Below are 13,079 nucleotides of genomic sequence, written 5' to 3'. Positions count from 1 at the left end.
GCCGGTCACACGCGTCCAGCAGGTCATCGACCTGCGACGCGTGTGGTCTTCTTCGACGGCCGATCGGCCGTTTCCTCCGCAACGGAGCCGTCACATCATGAGCACGCCGCGCGACACCATCTTCCTGATCGAACCCGGCTTCGCCGACCCCAAGCTGCCGGGCAAGCTCTGGTTCTGCCCGTTCTGCAATCAAATCGAAGGTGTGCTGGCGAGCTTTCCCGCCTTGAAGGACGCCGTCGAAGTCCGGCGCGTGCCCTTCGCTCGCCCGCGCGAGGCGGTCATCGCCGCGCTGGACGAAGCCCATCAAGGCCTGCCGGTCCTCGTTTTCGCCGACGCATCCACCGCTCCGCCCGATGCCCTTGAGAGCGACGGCCGCCGCTTTCTCAACGACACGCGCCGCATTCTCGAAGTTTTGGCCGAACGGCACGGCACGCCCTGGCCGCACTGAGGCCGGCACGCCCGGCGCGAGCGGAACGGACATGCTGGCGGCATCTCCCAGGCAGGGGCTTCAGTGAATGCTTTCGAGAAAAAGGCAAGCGCCATGCCTCGCTGCGATAGAATAATTTCAATGCGTTACAGCAATGCATCGGAAGTGCATTCTCGGTATCCGCCATTATTATTATCGAGAAGAAGCATATGCGATCATTGAATTTGACAGATCAGCCGCGCGAGCCATTGAATTGCATCGTCTGCCTTCTTCCAGGGCATTGATCTGTCCAGCATAGGCACCGGCAACGATCGCGCACCAGCGACCGGCCGGCCGATGGTGGAAAGGCTGTCCTGCCGCGCCGATGCCACCGCGCGTCGCGAAAAGGCCGTTCACGGAGATCTCACCATGACTGACGTCTTCATCCGGTCGTCGCATCACGACGATCCGGCACACCCCCTCGTCGAGGGGCTGATCCGGGAATATGACGGCCGCTACGGCGCCAACAGCCGGCCGGGCGGCGCCCGCTCGGAACTGTTCCGCTATCCGTCCGAGGCCTTCCAGCCCCCGTTAGGCGATTTCATCCTCCTGCAGCGCGATGGCCGCACGATCGCCGGCGGCGCCTTCATGAGCCATGACGACGAGACCGCCGAGCTCAAGCGCATCTGGACGGATGGCGACGTTCGCCGCCAGGGGCTCGCCGAGCGCGTCGTCGCGGAGCTCGAGGTGCGCGCCGCAGCGCTCGGCTATACGCGCGCCTACCTGACGACCGGATTCCGCCAACCCGAAGCGACCGCGCTCTATCTCAAGCTGGGTTATCGGCCGCTCTTCGACGTTGCGGCCGATCCGGCTCTCTATCGCTCCCTGCCCTTCGAGAAGCAGATCGGCCGCGCGGCCGCGCGCCCGGACGCCTCGCCGGTCAAGCCGCCGGCCGAGTCGCTCGAGGCCGCGACCGCACGCGTGGCCGTGATTAAGCAAGAGCAGGAAGCCCGCATCCTGGCGCGCCTTACCCATCACGGCGTGCTGGCCGCCTGATCCCTCTCCGGACCAACGACATGAACCCGATCGAACCGCTCATCCTCGGCGTTACAGTGGATCTCGGCGGCCGCGCCCACGGCCTTGCGACGAACTGGCGGCAACGCTGGGCGCGTTTGATCACGACGCTCGACGGCGTGGCCGGATTCGCGGTTCTGGAGGACGGCTTCGGCCGCCCGGACGGTGACGGCCCGGACGCCACCCTGCTCGCCAACTGGTTGGCGCCCCTGGCGCCGCGGATAGGCCTCATCGCGGGAGCGGCGCTCAACCTTGCCGAGCCTTTCCATGTCTCGACCGCGATCGCGACGCTCGACCATGTCAGCGAAGGCCGGGCCGGCCTGCTCGTGCAACGTTTGCGGAGTGAACGAAACGCGGCGGCATTCGCGGCGATCGGCCGTCTCAACGGCTTTCCCGATGCCGGAAGCGAAAAGGCGCTCGACCGTGATCTCGCCGACGCCATCGACGTCGTCCGGCGCCTCTGGGACAGTTGGGAGGACGACGCGGTCATCCGGGACACCCGCACGCAGCGCTATCTCGACGGTGGCAAGCTGCACTACGTCGACTTCGCAGGAGAGGCCTTCAAGGTTCTCGGTCCCTCGATCACCCCGCGCCCGCCGCAGGGGCAGCCGGTCGTCGCCGCGCGCTGGGCCCCCGGCGATGACGATACGACGGCCGTCCAGGCTGACCTCACCGTCCTGGGGATCGCGCACATCGCCGCCTTCAGGGAGCGCCCCGGCGCGAAGCAGACGCTGATCGTGGCCGAGCTCGGCGAGAGCGATACCCTGTTCGCGGCTTTGCGGCGGGCCGCCGCGGCCGGTGCGCGCGCGGTGAGCCTCACATTGTCGGGCGCGCCGGAGGAGGCTGAAGCCTTCGCGACCCATACCGCGCCGGCACTGCGCGCAGCCGGTCTCGTGCGGCCGGCGGCCGGAGGATCGCTGCGGCGGCGCTTCGGCCTGCCGGCGACGCCCAGCCGCTACGCATCCGCGGCCTGAAGACGAGGGTTGATGTCATGAGCAGGAAACAGGTCATCCTCGGCGCGCAGTTTCCCGGCGTGAATAATTTCACCGTCTGGAGCGACCCTCAGGCCGGCAGCCAGATCGCCTTCTCGTCCTTCCACCGCCTTGCCGAGACGGTGGAGCGCGGCAAATTCGACTTCATTTTCCTTGCCGAAGGCCTGCGCATCCGGGAGCAGAAGGGCCGTTTCCACGAGCTTGACGTGGCAGGTCGCCCCAACACCTTGGCCATCCTGACCGCGCTTTCCTCGGTTACCCACCATGTCGGTCTCATCGGCACACTGACCACGACCTTCAACGAGCCCTATCCGCTGGCGCGCCAGCTCGCCACGCTGGACATCCTCTCCGAAGGCCGCTCGGGCTGGAACGTCGTGACCTCTCCCGGGGCATTCACCGGCGCCAATTTCCGGCGCGGCGACCATCTGCCCTTCGCCCAGCGCTATGAACGCGCCCGCGATTTCATCGAGACCGCGCGCAAGATATGGGGCGGCGGTGCATTCGAAGCCCATGGAGCGCATTTCGACATTGCCGGGACGACCGACGCCGCGCCCTTGCCGCAGGGCAGGCCGGTCATCGCGCAGGCCGGCGATTCCGACGCCGGACGCGAGCTCGCAGCAAGCCATGCCGACCTGATCTATTCGCGCCACGGCACGCTCGATGAGGGGCAGGCTTTCTATGCCGACGCCAAGGACCGCCTCGCCCGGTACGGCCGCAGCCGCGATTCGCTGAAAATCCTGCCCGGGGCCAATTTCGTTCTCGGCGACACTCCGGAGGAGGCGAAGGCGCGCCACCGCGCCATCCGGCTCCAGCAGGTCAGCCCCAAGGGCGCGATCGTTTTTCTGGAGCAGGTCTGGAATCGCGATCTCTCCGCCTGCGATCCCGACGGCCCCTTGCCGGAGATCGAGCCGGATGTTTCTGCCCAACTCGCTCAAGGCCGCGCGAACCGCTACGATGACAGGCTCGAAACCGCCAAGGCCTGGCGCGAACTGGCCGAAGACGAGGGGCTCAGCATCCGCGACCTCATCATCCGCGTGACCGAGCGCAAGCAGTTCATCGGCACGCCGCATCAGATCGCAGAAGAGATCGACCGCCATGTGCAGGAGGACGCGGCCGATGGCTTCGTCTTCGCCCCGCATCTTACGCCGGGCGGTTTCGACGAATTCGTCGAGAAGGTCATCCCGGTGCTGCAGGATCGCGGCGTATTCCGCCGCGACTATCAGCACACGTCGCTGCGCGACCATCTCGGCCTCGCGGCCTGACGCCGCGGCCGAAGGCGGCGATGAATGAACGGATCGGCCTCATGAGCGCCACGACGGAGCATCTCTGGTACATCCCCAACGCCGTCGATTTCGGGCATCGCGGCGACACCGTCAGCGCCGACCACAACAGCCTGGAGACGCTGACGCGCCATGCCAGGGCGCTGGAGGAAAACGGCTGGGCCGGCGCGCTGATCGGCACGGGTTGGGGACGGCCCGACACCTTCACGCTCGCGACCGCGCTCGCCGTTCGCACGACGCGGTTCCAGCCACTGATTGCGATCCGCCCGGGCTACTGGCGCCCGGCTCATCTTGCCGCGGCCGGCGCGACGCTGGACCGTCTCAGCGACGGCCGGGTCCGTTTCAACATCGTTTCCGGCAAGGACGACCTTGCCGCCTATGGCGACAGCGAGGGCGACCAGGCCCACCGCTACGAGCGGACGCGGGAGTTCATGCGTCTCATCCGCCGCCTGTGGACGAAGGAGAATGTGACCTTCGAAGGCGCGTATTTTCGGGTCACGGATTCGACGGCCCAACCCCGCATCCGCGTCAGCGGCGATAGGCGGCATCCGCCGCTCTATTTCGGCGGTGCCTCGGAGGCGGCCGAGCGCGTCGCAGCGGTGGAGGCGGACGTTCAGCTCTTCTGGGGCGAGCCGCTTGACGACATCCGTCAGCGGATCGAGCGTCTCAAGGCGCTCTCCAGGCGGCTGGACCGCGATCTGCCTCCTCTGGAATTCGGCTTACGGATCACCACGCTCGTGCGCGACAGTTCTTCCGAGGCCTGGGCTGCGGCCGAGGCCAAGGTCGCGGAAATGGCGACGGGCAGCGGTGCGAGCTGGAATGATCACCGGCGCGGCGTCGCAGTCGGCCAACAGCGCCTCTTCGACCTGCAGGCCCGCGGTGGGGTGCTCGACAGCGCTCTCTACACCACGCCCGGAAAGTTCGGTGGTGGCGGCGCGGGGACGACTTGGCTGGTCGGCTCGGCGGAAGAAGTCGCGCAGTCCCTGCTCAAATACCGCGATCTGGGCATCACCAAGTTCATCCTGTCGGACACACCCTATCTACGCGAGATCGAACGGCAGGGCCGGACCTTGCTGCCCCTGTTGCATAACGGCCAGAGAGCCCGATCGGCCGATCGAGGAGCGACATGAACTACTTGCCCACCCGCCTCACGGCGGACGACATCGCGACGGATGCCTTCAAATCCGTGATGCGGAATGTGGCCGGCGCGGTGAGCATCGTCACCGCTTGCCATGGCGGCGGCAGGGCGGGCCTGACCGCGACCTCCGTCACCGCGCTATCCGCAGAGCCGCCGACGGTGATCGTCTGCGTCAACCGCACAGCCTCGGCCTGGCCTGTGATCGAGGCGGCCGGCCATTTCGCGATCAACGTGCTCGGCGCCCGGCACAGACCGATCGCCGACCACTTCGCGGGGCGTGGCGGCTTCAAAGGAGAGGCCCGCTTCGCCGGTGCGGACTGGGGGACGCTCGTGACCGGGGCCCCGACGCTCGACGGCGCCCTTGCCGTCATCGATTGCGACACGGAAGAGGCGCTCGAGCGTCACTCCCACACGATCCTCATCGGGCGCATCAAGGCGATCAGCCACGCCCAGAACGAGGGCGCGCTGCTCTATTGGCGCGGCGTCTACGGCCAGCTCGACGACGAATTGCAGGCCGGCGCCGGCATTTAGTGAAGGATGGCCGCAAGACACAGTGGTGCAAGTTCGGGCTCTTAGCCGGGCTGACGGCCACGGCAGGACATGTCGCAGTCTCCTGGCTCTGCGATGGCGACCGCATGGTGTCAGTGGTGGATCGAAGAGCTGTCGAACGGGCTGGCTCGAATGCGCGACAGTTCGGCCGCGACGAGTTCCGGCGAGGCGTCATCCTCGGTCCGGAAGGCGCGTCGTAGCCAGCCATTGGCGTCGACCAGAACCTGCGCTGGCGGCACAGGGCCGCCGGTGAGCGCGGCCAAGGCCACCGCCCAAGGCGCTGGATCCTCAACGGAGCAGCGCTCGGTGGCTCCGTCGACCTGAGCGAGCACGGTTTCACTCTCGCCGCCGCTCACTAGCAGCCACATCGGCTTGCCGTTTCCTGGCGAAAGCAGTGTTCCGTCGGCACAGCGGGCGTCGAAGCCCGGCACGCGCGCCGCGCCGGACCAGCTCATCTCGGCAGGCGAGAAAATGCGGGCGCGGGCGGTCGAATGCGGGTGCGGACCCGGTCTGTTCAAACGGGGACATTGGGGAGGATCTTCTGCGCAAAGGCCTTGGCGTCGGTGTTCTTGCGAATCACGTTGACGAGCTTGAGAACAGGGCGACGTCGTCGCGAAACGCCGCGCCGGTGGAATGATGGTCATGGGTGTGGCTGCGCAGGATCGCGGCTACCGTCTCGGGCGTGACCTTGGCCGGAACGAAGGGCGCGAAGATCTCGGCCCTCTCGTCGGGATTGGCCGCCGTCCAGGCCTGTGCCTCGACGATGGCGCGCGAGATCGCTCCGGCGACCTCGGGCTGGTTGCGGATCAGGGCGCCGCGCAGGCCGAGCACGCAGCAGGTCGATTTCGCGTACTGGCCTTCGAGATTAGTGGCGAGCTCGACGAGCTTGTCGCGTTCCCGGATCAGGTAGAGATGCGGATCGTCGCCGGCGAGCGCCTGGACTTCGCCCTTCTTCAGCGCTTCGCCGAACAGGTCCTGGGGAAGCTCACGTCCTTCTCGGGATCGAGCCCGATCTCGGCGAGGCGGATGGCGAAGAAATTCCGCACCGGGCTCGCCGGATCGGTCACGGCGACCGACTTGCCCTTGAGATCCTTGAGGCTACGGATGTTGGCGGTTTCGGGCACCAGCAGCCGCATCCATCATCTCACGCTCGCTTCCGCGCAACCTCGGCCCGAGGCAGATGGGCCTTATCCCACGGCAGGAGAGGTCTTTGCTTCCAAAGCGCGGCGACGAGGGAAGAACGAATCCACCGTGAGAGCAGTCGGCTGGTCTTTCCAGTTGGGTCCGCGCCGACGCTCAGGCCGAACGCTTGGCTGGCTCGGGCGGATCGAAGCGGCTGGGAACCGGGGCGAGACCGAGCCGGTCGCGTAGCGTTCCATCGCGATAGTCGCTCCTGAACAGGCCGCGCTTGCGCAGCAGCGGCACCACCTCATCCGCAAAGACCTCGAACTGTGCCGGCAGGATCGGCGGCATGACGTTGAAGCCGTCCGAGGCGCCCGAGGTGAACCAGTCCTCGATGATGTCGGCGATCTGTTCCGGCGTCCCGGTCGCGGTAAAATGCCCCCTCGCGCCGGCGAGGCTGTGGAGCAGGCCGCGCAATGTCGGGCGCTCGCGTGCGACCAGTGCGGTGATTGACTGGGACCGGCTGCGAGAAGCCTGAACCTGCGACGGGTCGGGAAAATCCGCCACCGACAGGACGTCGTCGAGATTGAGATGCGAGAAGTCATGGCCACCGAAGCGGCTCGACAGCCTGGCCAGTCCAACGCTCGGATGAGACAGCTCGTTCAGCTCCCCCCACACCCGCTTCGCCTCCGCCTCGGTCGAGCCGATAGCGGCGCTGAGACCAGGGAGGATGACGATTTGGTCGGAGCTTCGGCCGCGCGCGCGGGCCTGCGTCTTGATGTCGGCATAGAATTCAACGGCGCTTTCCTTGGTGAGATGTGCCGTGAAAATCGCCTCGGCGTAGCGCGCCGCGAAGGCGCGCCCGTCCTTTGACGCTCCAGCCTGAACGAAGACCGGCCGCCCCTGAGGGGAGCGCGGAATGTTGAGCGCTCCAGCGACGCTGAAATGGCTGCCGCGGTGCTCGGCGCGCCCGACCCGCTCGGGCAGGGCGTAGGTCCCACCCGCACGGTCATCGACGATCGCGTCCCGGGCCCAACTGTCCCAGAGCTTGGACACCGCCTCGACGAAATCGTGGGCGCGCGCATAGCGCTGGTCGAGGCCGACCTGAGAGTCCTGACCGAAATTGACGGCAGCGCCCGGCGCCCATGAGGTGACGATGTTCCAGCCAACGCGCCCGCCGCTGATATGGTCCAAAGAAGCGAACTGGCGAGCGAGATTATAGGGCTCGTTATAGGTGGTCGACGCGGTGGCAATCAGCCCGATACGGCTCGTCGCGGCGGCAAGCGCCCCCAGCAGCGTGATCGGCTCCAGCTCGCCCCGCGCCGCATGGGCAAGCTCGTCACCGAGCGCGAGCTGGTCGGCGAAGAAGATCGAGTCGAGCTTGGCCGCTTCCGCCGCCAGCGCGAGGTCGCGATAATAGGAGAGATCGCTCAACGCCTTCTTGGTCGAGGCGGGATGGCGCCAGGCGGTTTCGTGATGGCCCCGGCCGTTGATGAAGAGATTGAGGTGGAGTTCGCGTGCCATGACGGTCGATCCTCTGGGTGGGGGCTAGACGGCGTCGGTGACGCCGAGCGCTGCGAGCAGTTCGCCGCGCAAGGTTTCGAAATCGGGATCCTTCAGGCGTGGATGCGCCAGGGCGACCGGGCGGTCGACGACGATGCGGCCGTCCTCCATCACCAGAACGCGGTCGGCGAGTTTGATCGCCTCGTCGACATCATGTGTGACCAGCAGCACGGTCGGCTGATGCTGGCGGATCAGGCGGAAGAGCAGATCGTGCATCCTGATGCGCGTCAGGGCATCGAGGGCGCCGAAGGGCTCGTCGGCCAGGAGCAGGCGTGGCTGACGCACTAGCGAGCGCGCCAGCGCGACTCGCTGTTGCTCGCCGCCCGAGAGAGCGTTCGGCCACGCGTCCTCGCGTCCGCCGAGCCCGACATCGGCAAGAGCCGTGCGGCCACGCTCGTCCGCATCCGCCCTGCGCAGGCCGAAGACGACATTCTGCAGCGCATTCTTCCAGGGCAGCAGCCGGGAATCCTGAAAGAGAACCGAACGGTCGGCGGGCACGCTGATCCGGCCTTCGCCTTCGACGCCGTCGTCGAGACCGGCCAGGGCCCGCAGCAAGGTGCTCTTGCCCGAGCCGCTCTTGCCGATCAGCGCGACGAACTGGCCGGGAGCGAAATCGAGCGAGACGTCGCTGAGCACGCTGCGCCCGGAAAAGCGACGGGTGACACCACGCAGGCTGACGGCGGCGGGACCATGGCCCTGTGGCAGGTTGAGCGGATGGGCGGACGCATTCATGAGGCGAGCGCCTTGCGGTAGGACAGCGCACGCCGCGCCCAAAACCTCACCGCGAAATCCGAGCCCAGACCGAGGATGGCATAGATGGCGAGGCCGACGACGATGACATCGGTCTGGCCATAGTCGCGGGCGCGATTCATCAGATAGCCGATACCCTCTGTGGTGTTGATCTGCTCCAGCACGACGAGCGCCGTCCAGCAGGTGGTGACGGCCAGTCTCAGGCCCGTGAAGAAGCCGGGCAGCGCGCCCGGCAGCGCAACCTCGCGCAGGAAGGCGCTACGCGAGAGCCCGACGCTGCGGGCGAGCTCGACATGGCGGATGTCGATGCCTCGCAGCGCCGCATGCGTGTTGATGTAGATCGGCACCAGCACACTAGAGGCGATCAGCGCGATCTTCATCGCCTCGCCGATACCGAGCCAGAGAATGGCGAGCGGGATCAGAGCCAGCGTCGGCACGGCGCGCTTGATCTGGACGAGCCCGTCGAGAGAGGCCTCGCCGATGCGGCTAAGCCCGGCCGCGAGTGCCATCGTGAGCCCTATCGCGACGCCAAGGCCGAGGCCGAGATAGGCCCGCTTCGCAGAGGCGAGGAAATGGTCGGCCAGCGTACCGTTGCTCAGGAGTTCGATGCCGGTCAGGACCGCCGTCGACGGCGCTGCCAGGAATTTCGGCGAGAGCCAACCGAGGCTCGACGCCAGCTCCCAGATGACGACCAGCGCAATCGGGCCGAACAGGATTCCGCCGTGGGGAAGTCGCGAGGGCGCGAGCTGCGGCGGCCGCGGCTCCTGAGTTCCGGCGGAGCGCTCCCAGGCGTTCGTGTCGGCCTGGAAGCCTGTGGCATAGGTTATCAGGCTCATGGCATCCATCCGTTCCGAGCAGGGCTTCAGTTGATCTTGGTGCCGATGACCTCATCGAAGCGCAGGTCGAATTCCTCCCGCGCATCGAGGCGCTTCGGCAGGTCGCCGGCTTCGTGGATCACGTCGATCAGCGATTGCTGCTTGGCGATCAGGCTGGCGAGCAGCGGAAACTGGAACTCGCCCTCAGATTCCACGATCTTGCGGCCATCGGTCGGCTTCAGGTTCTGGCGCTTGACGTAATAGGCATCCACCCAGGCATCGATATTCTGGTGCGACCAGCGGCTGGCGTCGATCCAGCCCGCCACGAATTCGCGGATTGCCGCCGCCTTCGCCGGGTCGTCGAGGGCTTTCTGGCTGGCGTAGAGATAGGTCAGGCTCTTGGGCAGGCGGTCGTTCTGCGCCTTGGGCAGGGCGCTGGCGCCGCGATCGGCGAAATCGGCGAGGTAGCGCGAGAAATGCGGCTCGTTGAGTGCGGCGACATCGACCTGCCCGGTCCGGATAGCATCTGGAAAGTCTGCAGCCCTGAGGGGCACGAGCTTCACGTCCTTGCGCGTCAGGCCCGCGAGCTTCAGCGCGTTGAGCACGAAGGGCTGGCGCCCCGTGCCTTCGCCATAGGCGATACTCTTGCCCTTCAGCTCCTCGAGGCTGCCGATCTTCAGGCCGGCGCGGACCGCGAGGAAATAGTCGGTCTCGGAGGAGACGCGCGCGGCGACGATCGGGATCTTCTCGCTGGCGGCATGGGCCTGTATCGGCGGCGTGTTCCCGACGGTGGCGAGGTCGAGCGCTCCGGCGCGGAAGGCTTCGAGGATCGCCGGACCGCCGAGAAAATTGGCGTAGGTCACGTCGCTCGACAGCTTCGCCTGCACGCCCGAGGCGCGGATCAGTGTCTGCAAAGCCTCGTTCTGATCGGCCACAACCAGTTTCGTCCCGGCAGGGATGTGTTGGGGAAGTGCCCCCTGAGCCGCTGCGCCACCGATGGCATGGGAGACGAAAGGGAGAAGCAGCGACGCCTTCAGCAGCGCGCGGCGGCCGGCTTGGACATGCTTAGACCACCCAGTCGCATCGGCCATGGTCGTCCCCTTTGCAGATTGGTTGCGTCGGCGATCACCGCCGACCTCACCAAATCCTGCAAAAGAATCGTTTGTTTAGTCAAACGAATGTTCTTTTTAAGATACGATATAAATCCGAAGAACCTTCCAAGCCTCTTATGGGATTCAGGAAGGAATGAGTCGTTCAGCCTGATGCGCGTCCTGCGGGCTATCCGATCTGCAGTCGCGTCGCCCACTTTTGGGTGATCTCGCGCCAGCGGACTTCGAGATTGTGCCAGAATGCGGACGTGCTCCGGTTGGGCCGCCGGCATCGATTTTCGTCTTTGGTCCAGATCCTAGTCTGAAGCTTAGCGCTCCGGCTTCAACGTTGCGAGAACCTTCCGAAGGCCAGGCTCTTCGACCAGATCCGATGCGTCCTTCAAGCTGAACCAATGTCGAAGGCGCTGCGCTTCCTCCGGCCAATGGGCTAGCTGTTGTGTCACGTGCATTGGGTAAAGCCGAACCTTGCAGAGGCTGAAGCTCGCCTGCAGCCGCTTCCAGTAAAGAGATCGCCCTACTGGCTTTCTCTTGACGGGCCCAACGACACCAGCCTCCTCCAGAGCCTCTCTGCCGGCGGCCTCATGAGCCTTGAGCTTCTTGATCGGCCACCCTTTCGGAACGGTCCAACGCTTGGTGGAGCGCGTCGTCACGAGCAATATTTCCCATTCTCCCGCCGCGTTTCTGCGCAGCGGCAGCGCCCCCACCTGCAGCTTCGCTTTGCCTTGGAGCTTCTTCATGAGCGGGTCGTTTTCATCGAGCGTCGCCGAGGCCAGAATGGCCGCCCAATCAAACGTGAGACAACATGCGGGCGCGGGCCGGCCACGCAATTTTTGAATCAAGGGGACAAGCGTCCACGTGAATTGTCCGTGACACGTGCGCGATCCCGATCCAGGTCAGCCTGTCCTCAAAGGCAATATGCGGAGCGTGGCGAGGCGCGCAGTTTGTATCGGGCAGCGGAATCCAACCATGACACCCGAGCAGAAATCTGGCTTGACCCGCCTGATGATCCAGTGGCCTGATAAGGGATTGAACTTGAGCAACTCGCGAATGGCCCTCTGATCGAACTACTTGAATGCTATGAACTGGCGGCAGTAGCGTTCGGCTATTGAAGCGATGAGCGCCGATCGGAGGCTCGCGCGGTTGCGAACGATTATCAGGAGCTTCTGAAAGCCATCGAGGACGAAGTTGCTGATGCTCTGGCCCTTCGATCACGGGGCGCCGGGCCATCATGACCAACCTGACCAATAATCGACCCAGTCAGTCATACGAGGCCTGATCCGCCCGGCCGTCGTGCGCCAGAGTCGGACATGGGGCGATCACCCGGAACCGGACATGCCAAGCCGAAAGCAGCCTGCTCCTTGGCGGGCGCTCAACTTTGCTTGAGCTCAAACTCAAGCGGCCGCCTTCCTTTGGCACCATCGGACTGCGATTGTGCGGGTCATGATGCGTGGAAAGGCAGGTTACCACTGGAGATTGTGGTGCATTGCGCTCTTCAGTTTCGGCCTGAACAGCGGAGCTCACAGCGAACCAGGTGGTAGATTGCGTACTTCGCCGGATGTCCTTGCCGATCCGCTGCGGTACGGGCCGGGCGGCATCTACGCGAAAATTCCCCCTCGGGATGAATTCGGGCGGGATCAACTCGCGATGTTCCGCGCATGGAATTCAAATCCACTGGCAAACCACGAGGCGAATCTTCGGGCCATCCGACCAATCCTCGCCAAAGTCGTGCGGAAGGCGCGAGCCGATAATCCAGGGCTGCGCTTCGTGATCGGTTCCGGGAGACGTGACCGCAAACAGCAACGCATGGCGGTTGCCTGGGGCTGGTCACTGACCAGTGACAGCTCGCACCGGTCGGGCAAGGCAGTGGACCTATGGCCGCTCGACCAGACGGGACAGATCGTCTTTGATCCGGAAATTCAGAATCGGATTGCTGACGCGCTGGCGCAGGCCGGACGTGAATTGGGCGTATCGCTCCGATGGGGTGGTCATTTCCACGGCTACAAGCACATGGACCGCTCGCATTTCGAGCTTGTCTCGCCGTAACGCCCGCAAGCGGTGATCTGAGCAGCCGTCGCCGCTGCCAAATCCCGGCAGCGCGCCGAGTACCACAAGCTTTTTCCAGAAGCAGTTCGGGCTCCGTGGTAAAGTAATTCAGCCCAGAGCCAAGCTCATTGTTTCCATCGGGCGTGTCTAAGCTGCGCCAATAGCTGAACTCAGCTGCGCGGTATAAACCGGACATTCTGCGCGATGCGTTGTCTCCCATTTAGTTCCAACGCGACAA

General features: G+C 65.4%; 15 protein-coding genes. 7 read left to right on the top strand and 8 right to left on the bottom strand.

The window, feature by feature from the left end; genetic code table 11:
• The first annotated feature begins 97 nt into the window (after positions 1-97).
• The 6 genes from AB4Z16_RS25590 to AB4Z16_RS25565 all read left to right on the top strand — a co-directional run bounded on the left by AB4Z16_RS25590 (position 98) and on the right by AB4Z16_RS25565 (position 5,421).
• Entirely contained in the window at positions 98-448 is a 351-nt protein-coding gene (locus AB4Z16_RS25590; RefSeq protein WP_441514131.1) for a DUF3088 domain-containing protein, read from the top strand.
• 387 nt (positions 449-835) lie between these two features.
• On the top strand, positions 836-1,462 hold the full coding sequence (locus AB4Z16_RS25585) for a GNAT family N-acetyltransferase (RefSeq protein ID WP_441514130.1): 627 nt from the start codon (positions 836-838) through the stop codon (positions 1,460-1,462).
• A gap of 20 nt (positions 1,463-1,482) precedes the next feature.
• Positions 1,483-2,454: an LLM class flavin-dependent oxidoreductase gene (locus tag AB4Z16_RS25580; RefSeq protein WP_441514129.1), complete on the top strand. Its 972-nt coding sequence runs from the start codon at positions 1,483-1,485 to the stop codon at positions 2,452-2,454.
• A 17-nt stretch (positions 2,455-2,471) separates the two neighbouring features.
• Complete coding sequence (locus AB4Z16_RS25575) at positions 2,472-3,734, top strand: LLM class flavin-dependent oxidoreductase (RefSeq protein ID WP_441514128.1); 1,263 nt, start codon at positions 2,472-2,474, stop codon at positions 3,732-3,734.
• Positions 3,735-3,775: 41 nt separating this feature from the next.
• On the top strand, positions 3,776-4,882 hold the full coding sequence (locus AB4Z16_RS25570; protein ID WP_441514127.1) for an LLM class flavin-dependent oxidoreductase: 1,107 nt from the start codon (positions 3,776-3,778) through the stop codon (positions 4,880-4,882).
• A complete protein-coding gene (locus tag AB4Z16_RS25565; RefSeq protein ID WP_441514126.1) occupies positions 4,879-5,421 on the top strand; it encodes a flavin reductase family protein in 543 nt (180 codons plus the stop codon). The genes AB4Z16_RS25570 and AB4Z16_RS25565 overlap by 4 nt, the downstream gene beginning before the upstream one ends.
• Positions 5,422-5,531: 110 nt before the next feature.
• Here the strand turns inward: AB4Z16_RS25565 and AB4Z16_RS25560 are convergent, their stop codons facing one another.
• The 8 genes from AB4Z16_RS25560 to AB4Z16_RS25525 form a co-directional block, all read right to left on the bottom strand.
• Positions 5,532-5,957 carry a hypothetical protein gene (locus AB4Z16_RS25560; protein WP_441514125.1) on the bottom strand — a complete coding sequence of 142 codons (426 nt, stop codon included), beginning with the start codon at positions 5,955-5,957 and terminating at the stop codon, positions 5,532-5,534.
• Between the two features lie 58 nt (positions 5,958-6,015).
• On the bottom strand, positions 6,016-6,396 hold the full coding sequence (locus tag AB4Z16_RS25555; RefSeq protein ID WP_441514210.1) for an ABC transporter substrate-binding protein: 381 nt from the start codon (positions 6,394-6,396) through the stop codon (positions 6,016-6,018).
• Positions 6,393-6,575, bottom strand: coding sequence for a PhnD/SsuA/transferrin family substrate-binding protein (locus tag AB4Z16_RS25550; RefSeq protein ID WP_441514124.1), 183 nt, complete (start codon positions 6,573-6,575; stop codon positions 6,393-6,395). Before AB4Z16_RS25550 ends, AB4Z16_RS25555 begins: the two co-directional genes overlap by 4 nt.
• Before the next feature lie 160 nt (positions 6,576-6,735).
• Positions 6,736-8,085 (bottom strand): LLM class flavin-dependent oxidoreductase, encoded by a 1,350-nt coding sequence (locus tag AB4Z16_RS25545; protein WP_441514123.1) that lies wholly within the window; start codon positions 8,083-8,085, stop codon positions 6,736-6,738.
• 24 nt (positions 8,086-8,109) lie between these two features.
• Positions 8,110-8,856 (bottom strand): ABC transporter ATP-binding protein, encoded by a 747-nt coding sequence (locus AB4Z16_RS25540; RefSeq protein WP_441514122.1) that lies wholly within the window; start codon positions 8,854-8,856, stop codon positions 8,110-8,112.
• Positions 8,853-9,710 (bottom strand): ABC transporter permease, encoded by an 858-nt coding sequence (locus tag AB4Z16_RS25535; RefSeq protein ID WP_441514121.1) that lies wholly within the window; start codon positions 9,708-9,710, stop codon positions 8,853-8,855. The genes AB4Z16_RS25540 and AB4Z16_RS25535 overlap by 4 nt, the downstream gene beginning before the upstream one ends.
• Before the next feature lie 26 nt (positions 9,711-9,736).
• Complete coding sequence (locus AB4Z16_RS25530; protein WP_441514120.1) at positions 9,737-10,624, bottom strand: PhnD/SsuA/transferrin family substrate-binding protein; 888 nt, start codon at positions 10,622-10,624, stop codon at positions 9,737-9,739.
• A gap of 482 nt (positions 10,625-11,106) precedes the next feature.
• Positions 11,107-11,637 carry an NUDIX hydrolase gene (locus tag AB4Z16_RS25525; RefSeq protein ID WP_441514119.1) on the bottom strand — a complete coding sequence of 177 codons (531 nt, stop codon included), beginning with the start codon at positions 11,635-11,637 and terminating at the stop codon, positions 11,107-11,109.
• A gap of 601 nt (positions 11,638-12,238) precedes the next feature.
• Between AB4Z16_RS25525 and AB4Z16_RS25520 the strand changes: the two genes are divergently transcribed.
• Positions 12,239-12,841, top strand: a complete 603-nt coding sequence (locus AB4Z16_RS25520) for a M15 family metallopeptidase (protein ID WP_441514118.1) — start codon at positions 12,239-12,241, stop codon at positions 12,839-12,841.
• Positions 12,842-13,079 lie beyond the last annotated feature (238 nt).

The organism is Allobosea sp. TAF32 (assembly GCF_052113585.1).
GTDB lineage: Bacteria > Pseudomonadota > Alphaproteobacteria > Rhizobiales > Beijerinckiaceae > Allobosea.
This window is presented reverse-complemented; position numbering and strand designations above follow the sequence as displayed.